At 64.5% G+C, this 15,846-nt stretch carries 16 protein-coding genes; 6 read left to right on the top strand and 10 right to left on the bottom strand.

The genetic code is table 11. The features are described 5' to 3' along the window. The first annotated feature begins 23 nt into the window (after positions 1-23). Together GGD40_RS24325 and GGD40_RS24330 are read left to right on the top strand one after the other, a co-directional pair. A complete protein-coding gene (locus tag GGD40_RS24325; protein ID WP_179745371.1) occupies positions 24-1,313 on the top strand; it encodes an NAD(P)/FAD-dependent oxidoreductase in 1,290 nt (429 codons plus the stop codon). 94 nt (positions 1,314-1,407) lie between these two features. Then, on the top strand, positions 1,408-2,103 hold the full coding sequence (locus tag GGD40_RS24330; RefSeq protein WP_179712329.1) for a TetR family transcriptional regulator: 696 nt from the start codon (positions 1,408-1,410) through the stop codon (positions 2,101-2,103). Positions 2,104-2,185: 82 nt separating this feature from the next. Here the strand turns inward: GGD40_RS24330 and GGD40_RS24335 are convergent, their stop codons facing one another. The 3 genes from GGD40_RS24335 to aroQ form a co-directional block, all read right to left on the bottom strand. Continuing rightward, on the bottom strand, positions 2,186-3,565 hold the full coding sequence (locus GGD40_RS24335; protein WP_179745372.1) for an MFS transporter: 1,380 nt from the start codon (positions 3,563-3,565) through the stop codon (positions 2,186-2,188). Between the two features lie 61 nt (positions 3,566-3,626). Then, positions 3,627-4,574: a shikimate dehydrogenase gene (locus tag GGD40_RS24340; protein WP_179745373.1), complete on the bottom strand. Its 948-nt coding sequence runs from the start codon at positions 4,572-4,574 to the stop codon at positions 3,627-3,629. Continuing rightward, entirely contained in the window at positions 4,571-5,026 is a 456-nt protein-coding gene (aroQ, locus tag GGD40_RS24345) for a type II 3-dehydroquinate dehydratase (RefSeq protein ID WP_179712323.1), read from the bottom strand. Before aroQ ends, GGD40_RS24340 begins: the two co-directional genes overlap by 4 nt. Before the next feature lie 318 nt (positions 5,027-5,344). Between aroQ and GGD40_RS24350 the strand changes: the two genes are divergently transcribed. From GGD40_RS24350 to GGD40_RS24360, 3 genes are all read left to right on the top strand, one after another. Next, positions 5,345-7,228: a bifunctional sugar phosphate isomerase/epimerase/4-hydroxyphenylpyruvate dioxygenase family protein gene (locus tag GGD40_RS24350; protein ID WP_179745374.1), complete on the top strand. Its 1,884-nt coding sequence runs from the start codon at positions 5,345-5,347 to the stop codon at positions 7,226-7,228. Positions 7,229-7,545: 317 nt separating this feature from the next. Next, entirely contained in the window at positions 7,546-7,878 is a 333-nt protein-coding gene (locus GGD40_RS24355; protein ID WP_111931846.1) for a hypothetical protein, read from the top strand. Positions 7,879-8,079: 201 nt separating this feature from the next. Then, positions 8,080-8,343, top strand: a complete 264-nt coding sequence (locus GGD40_RS24360) for a hypothetical protein (protein ID WP_035558836.1) — start codon at positions 8,080-8,082, stop codon at positions 8,341-8,343. Positions 8,344-8,459: 116 nt separating this feature from the next. Here GGD40_RS24360 and GGD40_RS24365 read toward each other — a convergent pair whose 3' ends face one another. From GGD40_RS24365 to GGD40_RS24390, 6 genes are all read right to left on the bottom strand, one after another. Continuing rightward, on the bottom strand, positions 8,460-8,789 hold the full coding sequence (locus GGD40_RS24365; RefSeq protein WP_035558839.1) for a hypothetical protein: 330 nt from the start codon (positions 8,787-8,789) through the stop codon (positions 8,460-8,462). 10 nt (positions 8,790-8,799) lie between these two features. After that, complete coding sequence (locus GGD40_RS24370; RefSeq protein WP_035558841.1) at positions 8,800-9,567, bottom strand: AraC family transcriptional regulator; 768 nt, start codon at positions 9,565-9,567, stop codon at positions 8,800-8,802. 126 nt (positions 9,568-9,693) lie between these two features. Further along, positions 9,694-10,971 (bottom strand): FAD-dependent oxidoreductase, encoded by a 1,278-nt coding sequence (locus tag GGD40_RS24375; protein WP_179745375.1) that lies wholly within the window; start codon positions 10,969-10,971, stop codon positions 9,694-9,696. Between the two features lie 144 nt (positions 10,972-11,115). After that, on the bottom strand, positions 11,116-11,391 hold the full coding sequence (locus GGD40_RS24380) for a 2Fe-2S iron-sulfur cluster-binding protein (protein ID WP_179712319.1): 276 nt from the start codon (positions 11,389-11,391) through the stop codon (positions 11,116-11,118). Beyond that, positions 11,384-12,511 carry an NAD(P)/FAD-dependent oxidoreductase gene (locus tag GGD40_RS24385; RefSeq protein ID WP_179745376.1) on the bottom strand — a complete coding sequence of 376 codons (1,128 nt, stop codon included), beginning with the start codon at positions 12,509-12,511 and terminating at the stop codon, positions 11,384-11,386. Before GGD40_RS24385 ends, GGD40_RS24380 begins: the two co-directional genes overlap by 8 nt. Beyond that, positions 12,508-13,476, bottom strand: coding sequence for a 4-hydroxyproline epimerase (locus GGD40_RS24390; RefSeq protein WP_179745377.1), 969 nt, complete (start codon positions 13,474-13,476; stop codon positions 12,508-12,510). Before GGD40_RS24390 ends, GGD40_RS24385 begins: the two co-directional genes overlap by 4 nt. A 349-nt stretch (positions 13,477-13,825) precedes the next feature. Between GGD40_RS24390 and GGD40_RS24395 the strand changes: the two genes are divergently transcribed. Beyond that, complete coding sequence (locus GGD40_RS24395) at positions 13,826-14,731, top strand: dihydrodipicolinate synthase family protein (protein ID WP_179745378.1); 906 nt, start codon at positions 13,826-13,828, stop codon at positions 14,729-14,731. Between the two features lie 33 nt (positions 14,732-14,764). Here GGD40_RS24395 and GGD40_RS24400 read toward each other — a convergent pair whose 3' ends face one another. Further along, complete coding sequence (locus GGD40_RS24400; RefSeq protein ID WP_179745379.1) at positions 14,765-15,487, bottom strand: response regulator transcription factor; 723 nt, start codon at positions 15,485-15,487, stop codon at positions 14,765-14,767. Positions 15,488-15,846: the final 359 nt, after the last annotated feature.

The raw sequence follows: 15,846 nt of genomic DNA on the forward strand, positions 1-15,846 counted from the left end.
GGTTGCCGCTACCCTATCCCCGCATGCAAAGCTATTACGAAGCCACTGTCACTCGCCCGTCCGCTTATGCGCCGCTCGACGGGCGGCGCAGCGTCAAGGTCTGCATCATCGGCGGCGGGCTCGCGGGGTTGTCCACGGCGTTGGGACTCGCTGAACGGGGTATTACCGACGTCACGGTGCTCGAAGCCGAGCAGGTGGGTTTCGGCGCATCCGGGCGCAATGGCGGCTTCGTGTTCGGCGGCTACAGTCTCGATTGCGCCGATCTGCTGAAAACCCTCGGGCCTGTTCGTGCGCGTGAGCTCTATACGCTGACCACGGACGCCGTCGATCTGATGCGCCAGCGTATCCAGCGCTACCCGATCGACTGCGACGCGACCGACGCCGGCGTGATCCTCGCCAACTGGTTCGACGAACCGGCGCGCCTCGACGCCCAGCGGCGCCTGATGCGCGACGCGTTCGGCGTCGACTGGGAACCGGTGTCGGCCTCGCAACTCGCTTTGCAACTCAAGACCGGCCGCTATTACGGCGGTCTGTTCGAGCGCAACGCGTTCCACTTTCATCCGCTCAAATATGTGCTCGGCGTAGCCGCTGCCGCGGCGCGTGCCGGCGTGCAGATTCATGAGCAGTCGCCGGTCGTGCGTTTGCAGCGCGACGGCGCCGGGTTCGTCGTGCATACGCCGCATGGCGCGCTCGACGCGCAACATGTCGTAATGGCAGGCGGCGGCTACGCGCGCAAGGTCTACGCGAAGGTCGAGCGCGCGGTGCTGCCGATCGCCACCTACGTGATCGCCACCGAACCGCTCGGCGCTCGCCTGAGCGATGCGATCGACACCCGCGCCGCCGTCTACGACACCCGTTTCGCGTTCGACTACTACCGTCCGCTGCCCGACACGCGCATTCTGTGGGGCGGCCGCATCTCCGTGCGCGACCGCGCGCCGGACACCATCGCCCGGCTGTTGCGGCGCGATCTGCTGAAGGTCTATCCGCAATTGCGCGACGTGCGGATCGAGCACGCGTGGGGCGGCCTGATGAGCTACGCGCGCCACAAGATGCCGCAAATCGGCCGCAGTGTGGACGGCGTCTGGTACGCGGTCGGCTTCGGCGGTCACGGCATGGCCCCGACCACCGTCTCCGGTGAATTACTGGCGGCGGCGATTGCCGGCGAGCGGCCGGTGCCCGACGCCTTCGCCACCTTCGGCCTGACGCCCGCCTTCGGCGCGCTCGGTCTCGCGGCCGCGCAACTGACCTACACGGCGATGCAAACGCGCGACGCGCTGGCCGAGCGTCGCCGGCCGGCACGGTCCGCTTCGTGACGCCCGTCAATGCGCCATAGTTAGCGCCCGAAACCGTCTCAGGACGCCGTTTTCGCCATGCTAGAATGCGCCGTCACTGCCGCTCGAATACACAATGAAAAAGGGAAGCAAGGCCGCCGAGCCTGATACCAACGGCATCCCGTCGGACACTCCGCGCACCGACACGCGTCGCAAGTACGATCCCGAACAGACCAGGCGCAACATCCTCGAGGTCGCGACCCAGGAGTTCTCCGCGATGGGCCTGACGGGCGCGCGCGTCGACGCGATCGCGGAACGCACGAACACCACCAAGCGCATGCTGTACTACTACTTCGGCAGCAAGGAAGGGTTGTACCAGGCGGTGCTGGAAAAGGTGTACGGCGACATTCGCGCGCTCGAACAGGATCTGCACATCAGCGAACTCGACCCGGTCGCAGGCATGCGCGCGCTGGTCGAATTCACGTTCGACTATCACGACCGGCAGCGCGATTTCGTGCGCCTCGTGACGATCGAGAACATTCACGGCGCGAAGTACGTCGAGCAGGTAAAGAGCTTCAAAGGCCGCAACGTCACCGTCATTCATACGATAGAAGATCTGCTCGCGCGCGGTATCGCCACGGGACAGTTCCGCAGCGACATCGACGCGATCGACCTGCATCTGATGATCAGCTCGCTGTGCTTTCACCGCGTCGGCAATCGCCATACCTTCGGCGCCGCGTTCGGCCGCGATCCGTCACATCCGCGCTTGCGGGCGCGGCATCGCTCGATGATCGTCGACGCCGTGCTGCGTTTCGTGCGCAAGGAAGAGTGAGGCAGCCAGAGGTGCAATAAAAAAACGGGACGTGGTGCAAACCACGTCCCGTTTTTTTGCGGCTACGTATTGTTCAGCAGACTCAATCCACCAGCACGATCCGCTTGATATCGCCGACGATAAAGATGTACGACAGCGCGCCGACCATGGCGATCGCGCCGATAAACACCAGCGCGCCGACAAACGAACCGGTCGCTGCGACGATAAAGCCCACCACCAGCGGCGTGACAATCCCCGCCAGATTCGCGGCGAAGTTGAAAATGCCGCCGGTCACGCCGAGCAGACCTTCGGGCGCGATATCGGACACCAGCGTCCAGCCCAGCGCGGCCATGCCCTGCGCGAAGAACGCCACCGACAGAATCACGATCACCGCCGCGTTACTCTCGACGTAGTTGGCGAGAATGATGGTCGACGCGAGCAGCAGACCGGCGATGATCGGCAGCTTGCGCGCCACGTTCGCCGACTTGCCGCGACGCAGCAGCCAGTCGGAGAAGAAGCCGCCGAACATCACGCCGATCGAAGCGGCAATGAACGGCATGATCGCGAAGAAGCCGATCTTGAGCCACGCCATGTGGCGCTCGGTGGCGAGGTAGGTGGGAAACCACGTGAGGAAGAACACCAGCGTCGAGTTGCCGGCGAACTGACCGAGGCAAATGCCGCTCAATTGCCGATGCTTCAGCAGACGCCCAATGGTGCGCCATTCGAAGCCGCTTTTCGTGGGCGCACCCGCAAGCGTCGCGGCACTCGCGTCTTTCTTTCGATGCGTGAGACCGCCGCCGGCTTCGATATAGTCGAGCTCCGCCTGATTCGCCGACGGATGATCGCGCGGCTCACGATAGAACGCCCACCAGATCAAGCCGAACACGAGCCCCACGCCGCCCACCACGAAGAACAGCGAACGCCAGCCGAACGCGCCCATCAGCATGAACAGAAACGGGCTGAAAAACGCGAGGCCAATGTATTCGCCGACCGTGTAAGTGCCGGTCGCCATGGCGCGTTCGTTTTGCGGGAACCAGGTGGCGACCACGCGGCTATTGGTCGGAAAGCATGGCGCTTCGGAGACGCCGAGGCCGAGGCGGAACACGAACAGCGCGCCGATTCCGTGCACCAGGCCTTGTGCGAGGGTGAAGAGCGACCAGAAGGTCATCGACAGAAAATACGTGAGCTTGCTGCCGAAGCGGTCGAGAAACAGGCCGCCCGGAATCTGCGACGCCACGTAACTCCACGAGAACACCGAGAACAGCAGACCCATTAGCGCGGCGTTGATGCCGAGTTCTTTGGTCAACTGCGGCGCGGCGATGCCGAGCACCGTGCGGTCGAGATAATTGATCATCGTGCCGACTGCGAGCAAACCGAGAATCTGGTAGCGGGCTTTCGAGCGGCGTGTGGTGCTTAGCGTGGCGTCCCCCAAGGGAATGTCCTTCGGGGCGTTCGCTGGGCTGGATGGGATCGGTTGGGGCATGGCGTGTCTCTCTCCTCGGTCTGTTTATGGTCCTGTTTGTAGCGCGGTCGTGTGCTGACGGTTAGCCTTCGGTGCGGGGCAGCAAGGACTGAAAATGCGTGTAGACACGCTCGGCGTCCGGTTCGAGTCCGGTGAAAATACGCATCGCGTCGACCGCCTGATACACCGCCATGCCGCCGCCGCTCAGCGTGCGGCAGCCCAGTGCTTCCGCCGCCTGCAACAACTCGGTGCGGATCGGGAAATAGACGATGTCCGCCACCCACAAATCGCGGTGCAGCAACTCGACCGGCAACGGCAAGCCGGGCAGTTTCGCCATGCCGGTGGGCGTCGCGTGAATCAGGCCGTTGGCCTCGGCCAGCGAGTCCGCCAGCGAGTCCACCCGCGAACCGCCGGCACTGACCGTGCTGGCCGGGAAGCGTTGCTGCAACTCGGCGGCTAGCGATGCGGCGCGCGCGGCGTCCACGTCGAATAGCGTGAGCGCTTGCGCGCCCATGGTCAGCGCGGCGTGCGCGACCGCCGCGCCGGCGCCGCCCGCGCCGAGTTGCACGACGCGCGCCAGCGACACGTCCGGCAAACCGCGCTGGAAAGCGCGGGCGAAGCCGGACCAATCCGTGTTGTGGCCGATCCGTTTGCCGTTTTTGAACAACACCGTGTTCACCGCGCCGAGTGCGCGCGCGTCGTCGGAGAGTTCGTCCAGCAACGGGATGACGGCCTGCTTGCACGGATACGTGATGTTCAGACCGTTGAAGCCCATGCGTTCGGCGGCGAGCATCAGGTCGGGCAGCGCTGCAATATCGAGTTTCAACGCTTCCAGGTCGATACGCCGGTACACGTAGTGCAGTCCGAGCCGGCTGCCCTCTTCTTCGTGCATCGCGGGACTCAGCGAGCCGCCGATGCCCGAGCCGATCAGTCCGACCAGATAGGAATGCGCCGAGGCCTGCGAGTGAGTTTGTGCGTTCACGGGTGAGTTTGCGGAAGCGTTTGCGGGTGTGTTCACGGGCGCGTTCATTTAGCCGCCCTATTCTTGAGAATAGTCGCCATCCGCTCGAGCGCGAGTACATAGCCCTGCGTGCCGCATCCGACGATGATCGCCTCCGCCACCGCCGACACATACGAGTGATGCCGGAACGCCTCGCGCCGATGCACGTTTGAAATATGCACTTCGATCACAGGCTTTTCGATTGCCGTGAGCGCATCGGCGATCGCCACCGAGGTATGCGTATAAGCCGCCGGATTGATCACGATGCCATCGACCTTGGCGCGTGCGGCGTGCAGCCAGTCGATCAGTTGATGCTCGGCGTTCGACTGACAGAACTCGATCGACAGATCGAGCCGCTCGCCCGCGTCGCGGCACAGCTTCGCGACGTCGTCGAGCGTTTCCGAGCCGTAGATGGCGGGCTCGCGCGTGCCGAGCAGATTGAGGTTCGGTCCATTAAGGACCAGTACGGAGGCAAAACTCATGGCGACACCCCTGCAAAGTAAGACCTGAAGCCCGCCACGCAATCGCGACGGCTCTACAACGTGTACGAAGTGTGCGCGCATCCGTCGACGCCGTCATTCGGGGTTTCTACGAATTTGTACCATCTAGTTAGTTTGTATAGACTAGCGAAAACTGCGACCATGGTCCGCGATTCCGGCGCACGTATTACTCTGACGAGTAACGGACTAGACCATTTTTCGCATTGCACCATGCGTGACCGGCCCGCTTGTGAGCCTATTTCGCCGGTCGCCGCCAGGCGTTTTTCAACAGCCGTTTGATTGTTTTTGCAGGAGCCGTTCATGCAACGTTCGATTGCCACCGTGTCGATCAGCGGAACCCTTGTCGAGAAGCTGACCGCGATCCAGGCGGCGGGCTTCGAAGGCGTCGAGATCTTCGAGAACGACCTGCTGTATTTCGACGGCTCGCCCGCCGACGTGCGGCGCATCGCAGGTGATCTCGGGCTGAAAATCATGCTGTTCCAGCCATTCCGCGATTTCGACGGCGTGAGCCCCGAGCGCCTCGCGCGCAATCTCGAACGCGCGAAACGCAAATTCGACGTGATGCACGAACTGGGCACGGAGCGGATTCTGGTGTGCAGCAACGTCTCGCCGGACACCATCGGCGACGACGCGTTGATGACCGACCAGCTCGGCGCACTGGCCCGCGCGGCCGAGGCCGCCGGTGTGATCGCCGGTTACGAAGCGCTGGCGTGGGGCAAGCACGTCAAGACCTACCGGCACGCGTGGAAGCTGGTGAATGCGGTGAATCATCCGAATCTGGGGCTGGTGCTCGACAGTTTTCATACGCTGTCGCTGAACGATACCGTCGACGCGATCGCCGAGATTCCGGGCGAACGCATCGCTTTCGTACAGATTGCCGACGCGCCGAAGCTCGCCATGGACGTGCTCGAATGGAGCCGCCATTACCGTTGTTTCCCCGGTCAGGGCGATTTCGATCTGGCCGGTTTCACCGCGCAGGTCGTCAAAACCGGCTATAAGGGCCCGCTTTCGCTGGAAATTTTCAACGACGGTTTTCGCGCAGCGCCCACCACGACCACGGCGGCGGACGGGCATCGCTCGTTGCTGTTCCTCGAAGAACAGACGCGCGCCGTGCTGGACGCCGAGCGGCAAGCGGCCAGCGACCTCTACCGTTCACCGGCCGCGCCCGCGCATGTCGGCTATCAGTTTCTGGAGTTCGCGGTCGATCCCACCACGCGCGCGCATCTGGTCGACTGGCTCGACAAGCTGCGCTTCCGGCAGGCCGGCCGGCATCGCTCGAAAGACGTGACGCTGTTTCAGCATGGCGCGGCGTCGATCGTGCTGAACGCCGAGCCGGATTCGTTTGCCAACGCGTTCTTTCAGCAACACGGCTTGTCGCTGTGCGCATCGGCGTTTCGCGTCGACGATGCACGGCAAGCGTTCGAACGCGCCGCCGGCTTCGGCTATGCGCCGTTTTCCGGCCAGATCGGTCCGAACGAACGCGTGCTGCCCGCCGTGCAGGCGCCCGACAGCAGCCTCAATTATTTCGTCGACGAAACGCCGGATCGGCCCACGCTGTTCGAAGCCGATTTCGTTCTCACCGACGTCAACGGGCCGGCCGAAGTGGGCCCGCTTGCGCGCATCGATCATGTTTGTCTGTCGGTGCCGGCGAATTCGCTCGATACATGGGTGCTGTTTCTGCGCACCGCGCTGGGTTTTCAGGCCGAGCCGGGCGTGCTGGTGCCCGATCCGTACGGGCTGGTGCGCAGCCGTGCGTTGCGCAGCGGCGATGGGTCGGTGCGGATCGTGCTGAATGCGTCGGTGGATCGTCACACGGCGGTGGCCGAGGCGCTGCACACCTATCACGGCTCGGGGCTGAATCATGTGGCGTTCAGCACGGCGGATATTTTCGGCGCGATTGCCGGGTTCGTCGCCGATGGCCTGCCGGTGCTGCGCATTCCGCGCAATTACTACGACGATCTAGAGGCTCGCTACGCGTTGCCGGATGAAACGCTCGATGCGCTGCGCGCGCACAACGTCCTTTACGACCGCGACGAGCGGGGTGGCGAGTTTTTCCACGCTTACACGGAGCAGTTGGATCAGCGGTTTTTCATGGAGATCGTCGAGCGGCGTGGCGGGTATGACGGGTATGGCGCGGCGAATGCGGCCGTGAGGCTTGCCGCGCAGGCGCAGCGGCGGAAGTAGGCGATGGGCGGTGGCGTGCTGACGTGCTGGCGTGCTGGCGTGCTGGCGTGCTGGCGTGCTGGCGTGCTGGCGTGCTGGCGTGCTGGCGTGCTGGCGTGCTGGCGTGCTGGCGTTTAGTGGAGGATAGCGGCGGGTCCGGCACTTCGGCCAATCCCAACCAGTCGCCTTCCGTCAGGCACGCCACATGCGGCACTGCCGCAAGCAGCCACACCGCATCGATATAATGGCGCCTTTGAACGTGCGGCCTGTGCCGCGCCACTGCGCCCCGGATGCGGGCGTCGCCTGTCCCATCGGCCGAATCGAACGCCTGGAGAGATATGAAGAAGTTTGCCGTAGTCCTGTCAGTGCCCGTCCTTCTCAGCGCTTGCGCCTACTTCCAGAAGAACCCGGATGCCGGTGAACCCGTCACCGACACCACCACGCAGCGCTCCGTCAACGACGTGGTCGCCTGCCTGACGCAAGTCGCGACCAATCACAACGCCGCGTTCAAATCCACCTCGATCCCACAGGGCCAGATGCTCGATTTCGGCGATTCGAACATCATCAAGGTGCGCGCCGACAATGGAGCGACCACTTACCGTTTCTACGCCGGCAAACGCCATGTGAGCAATCTGTGGATCGAGCAGGCCGGCAAAACCTGCGCACCGTAAGGTTCGGTGGGGTTGGCGCGCGATTAGCGCGCAATTGACACGCGCTCGGCGGCGGTAAGAATCGGCAATAAAAACAAACGGTAACCGGTGTTTGTGCAATCTTCGTGTCACGGTGTTACAGGATAATGGTGTCTTAAGAATCGTTTAAGACTTCGTCCGCATGATCCACCGCAGACGATTAATCCGCACGAGGTGCGCACCATGAACCAGCCAGATCAGAACACGAACGACACCCCCGCGCCGGCCAAGCGTCCTACCATCCTGCGCCGCCTGCTGAGCCACCACGAACTGGCCACCCTGCTGCTGTTGCTGCACGCGCCGATCGACGCCTCTGCGAAACCCGAGATTCCGCAGCTTCACGAAGCCGGCTTGATCGAGACGGTCGCCGGCAACGAAACCGGCGCGGCGCATTTCCGCCTGACGTCTGAAGGCAACGCAGTGCTGCGCGGACTCGGCGTGAAATAAGGCGCCCTGTCGCGCGAGTCGACCGACTCGTGCATGAGATTTCTGTCGCGTTTTGTGTCAGTTGAGAGCGCCTGCCCGGCCCAAGCCGCCGGAAACACCCACGAACCGCCCCCGCCTTAAGCCTGCCACACACCGTAGCCCGCCTCGCGCAGTCCGATCGCCAATTCCACCTCCATGTCCTGCGCGCCGCGATAAGGCATGGGATTGAATATCTCGTACAACTCGGGCACGAGCCGCAGGCCGTAATCGCGTACATAGCGGTTCGCCTGAATGCCGGCCTTGTGCCGGTCGAAGCGCAGATCCGGATCGAGTCCCGTCATGCCCACGTACACGCAAGGTTTGTCGAACCGGTAATCCGGATTCGCGCGGCGAAAGCGCGCCTCGTTCCAGACCGTGTCGTCCAACGCGACGACGTAGACGTAGTAGTGATGCCTGCGACGGACCATAGGCAGCGGCTCAGGCCCGCGATGTCCCGTGCAGCAGCATCCGGTATTCGGTCGGCGTAATGCCGACGGTCGCCTTGAACTGCCGCGTAAAAGCGCTGTGGTCGGTGTAGCCGCAGAGCGCGGCAACGTCGGTGACCTTGTCGTGCGAGACCAGCAGCGCGGTGGCCGCGTCCAGCCGGGTTTTCAGCAGGACCTGTCGCGGCGTGAGATGAAACACCTTGTGAAAGTAGCGCTCCAGTTGCGCGACCGACATATCCGCCATCGCCGCCAGTTGCTTCAGATTTAGCGGCTGCACGTAATTGTCCTGAATCGACTGCACGACCGCGGCGAGCCGGCTGTAGGCCGGATGGCTGCTTTCGTCCGCTTTCAGGTCGCGCGAAATGCCTGCGAGGCCGACCACCTTGCCCGCCGGATCGCGCAGCGGCTGCTTGCAGGTCAGACACCAGCCCGGCTGACGGCCCGGATACAGGTGCAGTTCGAGCTGATCGATCATCTGATTGCCGACGTTGATGATCGCCTTGTCCTGCGCCGTGTAGATGCGCCCGAAGCGGCGCGGGAACACGTCCTCGGCCGTGCTGCCGAGCAGCGCCGATTTTTCCTTGAAGCCGCACCGCGAGGCCAGCGTGCGGTTGACGAGCGCATAGCGCGCCTCGGCGTCCTTGACGAAAAAGACGACGTCCGGCATGGCGTCGAACACCGGCTCGAGCAGCCGGAAATGCGACAGCATGCCGGCCAGCGTGGTGTCGTTCGGTTCGAGCGCGTGAGCCAGCGTGTTCATCGGCGGGTCCGGTGGTCCGTGCAGAGGAGTAAGCGTTCGCCCACGCCATGTCGCGGCGAACGGGTGCGGTCGATTATAGAACCGCGCGGCGGCCGACAATATCCGGGGTATGTGCGGGTGGGCTTGTCATTGTGATTCGCTTGTCGGCGGCGATGGGTTCGCGGCCATTAGCGTGTCGATCCGCGCTGGACTGAAGGGCGGGCGCGGCGCGGCGGACGGCCAGCCGAAGTAGAGGCTCGCCGCCGCGCCGCAAATTCTTCCCTGGCACGCGCCCATGCCGCAGCGGGTATGCAACTTCGCGTCGCGCCAGTCGGCGCAGGCGCGCACTTCGCCGACGCTGACGTCTTCGCACCGGCACAGCAGCGTGGCGTCGGCGGGCGGCGTGCGGGCGGCGGCTTGCAGGGCGAAGGTGGTAGCGACGCGGTGGCCGAAGCGGCGCCAGCGCGCGCGGTTGTCAGCGTTATTACCCGCGCCGCCGCTAGCGCACAGCCCCGCGACCTCGCCCTCCACCACCGCCAGTTCCGCACCGCCGACGCCAGTACATTCCCCCGCCGCGAGCACACCATCGACCGACGTTCGCTGCTCGTCGTCGACAACGATCTCGCCCGCGTCGTTGATTGCGCAGCCGAGCGCCTGCGCCAGCGTGACGTTCGGCACGAGCCCAAAACCACAGGCGACACGTTCGCAAGCGAGCGTCACGTTGTGGCGGCCACGGCGGATCGTCACCTGCTCGACGCGGTCTTCGCCGTGCGCCTCGTGGACGATGCTACCGGTCCAGTAATGCAGCCCCGCGAACCCACGCGTCATCTCAACAGCCTGCCGCAGCTTCGCGGGCTCCGCCAGCAACGACACCCCGAAACGAGCGACATCGAATGCCGACGCCTGCTCGACCACCGCGACCACGCGCGCACCGGCATCGCGCGCGGTGGCGAGCGCCGCGATCAACAGCGGGCCGCTGCCGGCAATCACGATCCGTTCGCCGCGCACCGGCATGCCGCCTTTGATCAAGGCCTGCAGCGCGCCCGCTCCGGTCACGCCGGGCAAGGTCCAGCCGGCGAACGGCAAGAGCCGCTCGCGCGCGCCGGTCGCCAGGATCAATCGGCGGTAGCTGATCGACACGCCGCCGTGTTCCGCCGATTCGAGCAACAGACCACGCGACGCCAGCGGTGCGACGACGCGCGTCGACGGCCAATAGGTGATGTTGTTACGCCCGCTCAGGCGGGTCAGCAGGTTGTCGAGCGGTGCTTGCGGCGGATGCGCTGGACCCTGGCGCCAGATCTGGCCGCCGGCGCGCGGATTGTCGTCGAGCAGCGCGACCGTGGCGCCATCGCGCGCCGCCGCGCAGGCGGCGTTCAGGCCGGCGGGTCCAGCGCCGACTACGACGATGTCAAAGTGATGCGTCATTGCGCGGCCTTTGCAGCATAGAAGTGATGCGTCATCGCGTGGCCTTCGCAGCATGGGCATCGGCATCGGCATGAACATGCGCCGCCGCCATCCGCAGCGCAAAGCCGAGCCCGGCATCCCCCGCGACGCCACAGAAATGATGCGTCATGGCAAGCCCTCTCCATCACAAGTCCGCACGATCTGACCTTCGCGGCACAGCGTCTGACATGCGAGCGCGTGCGCGCGGCCGTCGATCGTCACGCGACATTCCTGGCAGACACCCATACCGCACAACGGAGCGCGGTGTTGTCCGCTCACCGACCGCCGCGCACCGCTCACGCCCGCCACAACCAGTGCCGCGGCCACGGTCGTACCGGCGTCAACCTCGACTGACCGGCCGTCGATCGTCAAGCGAATACGCGCTGCGTCGAGACTATTCATGAATCACCTGACGAGCGAAACGAGCCGGCAAATAAGGGTCGACGGGAATCGGCGCGGCGCTCGCCACAATCTGCGCCGCGAGCAGCTTCGCGGTCGCTAGCGAAGTTGTCACACCCAATCCTTCGTGTCCCACGGCTAGCCAAACGCCGGGCGCGAAATCGCCGGCCGGTCCGATCAGCGGCAAACCATCCGGCGAGGCCGCGCGGAAACCGGTCCAGGCGCGAATGCCGTTGAGCGTCGGCAGCGTCGGCAGATAACGCGCGGCGCGTCGCAGCATCTGCGCGAGCACGGGCATCTCGACGGCGGGGTCGGTGGTATCGAACTGGCGCGATGAGCCGATCAGCAATTGTCCCGTGGGCCGCGGTTGCGCATTGAACGCGACCGACGTCCCCGTAGCGTGATGCGCGCTCTTGATATAGCCGAGTTCGAGCAGTTGATGGCGAATCAGGTCGGGATAACGGTCCGTGATCAGCAGATGGCCTTTCTTCGGCTGCAACGGCAACGATCGTACGAGTTCTCGCGCGCCCAAACCGTTGGCGACAATCACGCAAGTCGCGCTGATCGATTCGCCGTTACTCAGCGTGACGCCACCCGCCTCGATCGAATTCACCGCAGCACCCAGCCGCACACCGATATTCGCCGCGCCCGGCGATTGCGTCAGCAGCCATTCGGCGACGGTGGGCGCATACACGATGCTGTCGTGCTCGATCCGCAACCCACCTACCAGCGACGCCGCCAGCGCCGGTTCGCACGCTCGCAGCGCGCCGACGTCGAGCAGTTGCGCAGCAACGCCCTGCGCGTCGAACGCGGCCTGCATGGCGCGGGCGGCTTGCCACTCTTCGTCATCGGCCGCGACCCATAGCGTGCCGCAGCGCGTGAACGCATCGCGCGTACGCAAGCTCGGCGCGAGCTCGAGCCACAGATCTCGCGCGTAGCGGCTCAGCGCGAATTCCGCGGGCGAGTCGTTCATCACGACGATATGGCCCATGCCGGCCGCCGTCGCGCCGGAGCCGATGCCGTGCGCGTCCAGCACCTCGACTCGCATGCCGAGCGCGGCCAGCTCCGCCGCGCACGCCGCGCCGACGATGCCCGCTCCGACGATCAGCGCGTCCGCTCTCATGCCCTGCGGATGCCCCACGCGAACGGATCGCGCTCATCGAAACACAGCCGCCCTTCCGCCATGATGTGCGCATGGCCGGCGATGGTGGGAATCACCGCGTCACCGTAACCCTCACCCTCACCGGCGCGCCGATAGCTCGCCTCGAACACGCTGCCGATAATACTTTCCTGCCGCCATACCGCGCCTTCGGCGAGCTTGCCATCGGCCGCGAGACAGGCGATTTTCGCGCTGGTGCCGGTGCCGCACGGCGAGCGGTCATACGCGTTGCCCGGGCACAGCACGAAGCTGCGGCTATCGATGCCGTCACGCGAGCCCGGTCCGAACAGTTCGATGTGGTCGATCAACGCGCCGTCCGCGCCGGTAATGCGCTGCGCGATCAGCGCGTCGCGAATCGCGCCGCTGAAAGCGGTCAATTCGCCGATGCGCGACGCCTCCAGCGCATGCCCGTGATCGGCCACGAGAAAAAACCAGTTGCCGCCCCAGCCGATGTCGCCGGTCAACGCGCCGTAGCCCGGCACGTCCACCGCGACGGCCTGACGATAGCGGTAGGCCGGCACGTTGCGCACGCCGACGCTGCCGTCGTCGTTGAGCGTCGCCTCGACCACGCCGACCGGCGTCTCGATCCGGTGACGCCCCGGCCCGATCCGTCCCAGATGCGCGAGCGACACGATCAGGCCGATCGTCCCGTGTCCGCACATGCCGAGATAGCCGACGTTGTTGAAAAAGATCACGCCGGCCGCGCAGGTGGGGTCGTGCGGCTCGCACAGCAGCGCGCCCACCACTACGTCCGAGCCGCGCGGCTCGGTGACGACGCCCGCGCGCCAGTCGTCGAAGCGGGAGCGGAACACGTCGAGCCGCTGCGCCAGGGTGCCGCCGCCGAGGTCCGGGCCGCCCGTCACCACGAGGCGGGTCGGTTCACCGCCGGTGTGCGAGTCGATGATATCGATGGTTTTCATGACGCCCATGGTAGAAACGACGGACGTTCAAGTCTTGGTGCGCTTGCGCGCGGATTGTGACGATTTCAGCATAGTGTTAGCGACGTACGGCGGCCGTTCGACTCGATGGAAGGCTCGCTTGATCAGGCTTATGCGATACGCAACCCACGCGATCGTACAACGACCCCGTTGTGCCTGATCGCGCCGTCCCAGCATGACCACCGTTTTATCCCGATATGCGCTGACTGGCTTCAGCCACTGGCATCTCAAGCCTGGCGACTATGCTGAAATCGTCATCCGCCGCGCGCGATTCACGCAAGACGGCGGGATTTTCCCTGCTTACACTGCGCTTGAACACATCACATTCAGGAGAGCAGTCGTGGCGCATATCTGGGAAGGCGTATTACCCGCAGTCACTACCAAGTTTCACGCGGATTTCAGCATAGACCGGGCATGGACCGGCAAGAATATCGAAGCACAGATCGATGCGGGCGTAGACGGCATCATCGTGTGCGGGTCGCTGGGTGAAGCGTCCACGCTGTCGCTGGACGAGAAGTTGCAAGTGCTCGATATTGCCGTGGAAGCCGCGCGCGGCCGTGTGCCGGTTCTGTTGACGATCGCCGAAAACAGCACGCTCGACGCCTGCCGTCAGGCCGAAGCCGGCAGCCGCCACGGCGCGGCCGGTTATATGGTGCTGCCGGGCTTGCGCTATCTGTCGGACCGCCGCGAGACGCTCAACCACTTCCGCAGCGTCGCGGACGCGAGCGCGCTGCCGCTGATGATCTACAACAACCCGCTCGCGTACGGCGTCGACATGACGCCCGACATGTTCGCCGAAATCGCCGACGAAGCAAAAATCGTCGCGATCAAGGAATCCTGCGGCGACGTGCGGCGGGTGACCGATCTGATCAACGCCGTCGGCGACCGCTTCGCGATTCTGTGCGGCGTCGACAATCTGGCGATGGAAGCGATCCTGATGGGCGCGCACGGCTGGGTGGCCGGTCTGGTCTGCGCGTTTCCGCGTGAGACGGTGGCGATCTACAAGTTGCTGAAGGCAGGACGCCTGGAAGAAGCCCGCGCGATTTACCGCTGGTTCGCGCCGCTGCTGGCGCTCGACGTGTCGGCGAAACTCGTGCAGAACATCAAGCTGGCTGAGGCGATTGTGGGGCTGGGCACGGAGCCGGTGCGGCCGCCGCGTCTGCCGCTCGTGGGCGAAGAACGCAAGGCGGTGGAAACGTTGATTCGCAGCGCGCTGGAAACGCGGCCGGCGCTGCCGCAGATTTAAGCCGGATTGAAAATCGGGCGGCTTACAGGCCGCTTAGGCCGCTTCTTTCTGCCTATCGGCGGCTTCATCCTGCAGCAGATGCAGCAGCCGGTAGCCGCTTTTATAAATCGGCTGCAGCCGGAAGCCGTTCGGCTCCTCGATTTCGAGCAGCAGGCGCAGGCGTGAAACGTGACTGTCGATCGTGCGGGTAAATTCGCGAAACTCGCGGCCCCATACCATCGCGAAAATATGGTCGCGCGACATTACGCGGCCGATGTTGGAAAAGAACAGCGCCGCGAGCCGGAATTGCGTGCCGGACAATGCCACGATCCGTCCGTTCAGCAGGACGATCTGGCGGTGCGTATCGAAGCGGTACGGTCCCACCTCGAAGCTCGCATTGCTGAATCGCTCGGGATACGTGCGCCGCAGCAGCGCCGCGACGCGTTCGCGAAACTCGGCCGGGCGCACCGGCAACGCGACATAGTCGTCCGCGCCGCCGACGAAGGCGCGCACCATGCTCTCCTCCGAGGTATCGCTCGACGCGAACACGACCGGCAAGCGGTCGCCGCTGACCGCGCGCACCAGTCGCAGGATTTCGGCGCCGGCGAGGCGCGTTCCCTGCCAGTCCAGCACCAGCAAGTCCACGGTGGAACGCGCGAGCGATTTCGACATGGCGAGGCCGTCGTCGTAGGTGACACAGGTGTGGCTGGCGCCTGTCAGGATCTTTTCGATCGACTGACGCATGAGCGGATCTGGCTGAAGGATGGCAATGCGCATGGGATAACTCTCAACAGGTAGGTCGGACGCGATTCTCAGAGGCCCACCCATTCGATCCCATAGGAGCAATCCTAATTTACATAGGTATCGGCTCACGCTGACAGAGGCGTCCGGTATCCCTACAGGCAATTCCGAATGTTCGCGTGGCTTCGTCCTGCCTGCATTTAAAAATGCCGCGCCGGGGAACTTTCCCTAATCTAATTAAGCACTTCCGGAAAGCCACGGCTTTCATCCTGTAAAATCCCGCCTGGCCCCAGTCGTCATCGCGCTCGCCCTATCCGGGCCGGCGCGCCGGTGTCCCGTGCTCTACCCCGCGCTTGCCACACTTCTCGCCCGACGACCGCCGTATTTCCACGCGC

The organism is Paraburkholderia bryophila (assembly GCF_013409255.1).
Classification (GTDB): domain Bacteria; phylum Pseudomonadota; class Gammaproteobacteria; order Burkholderiales; family Burkholderiaceae; genus Paraburkholderia.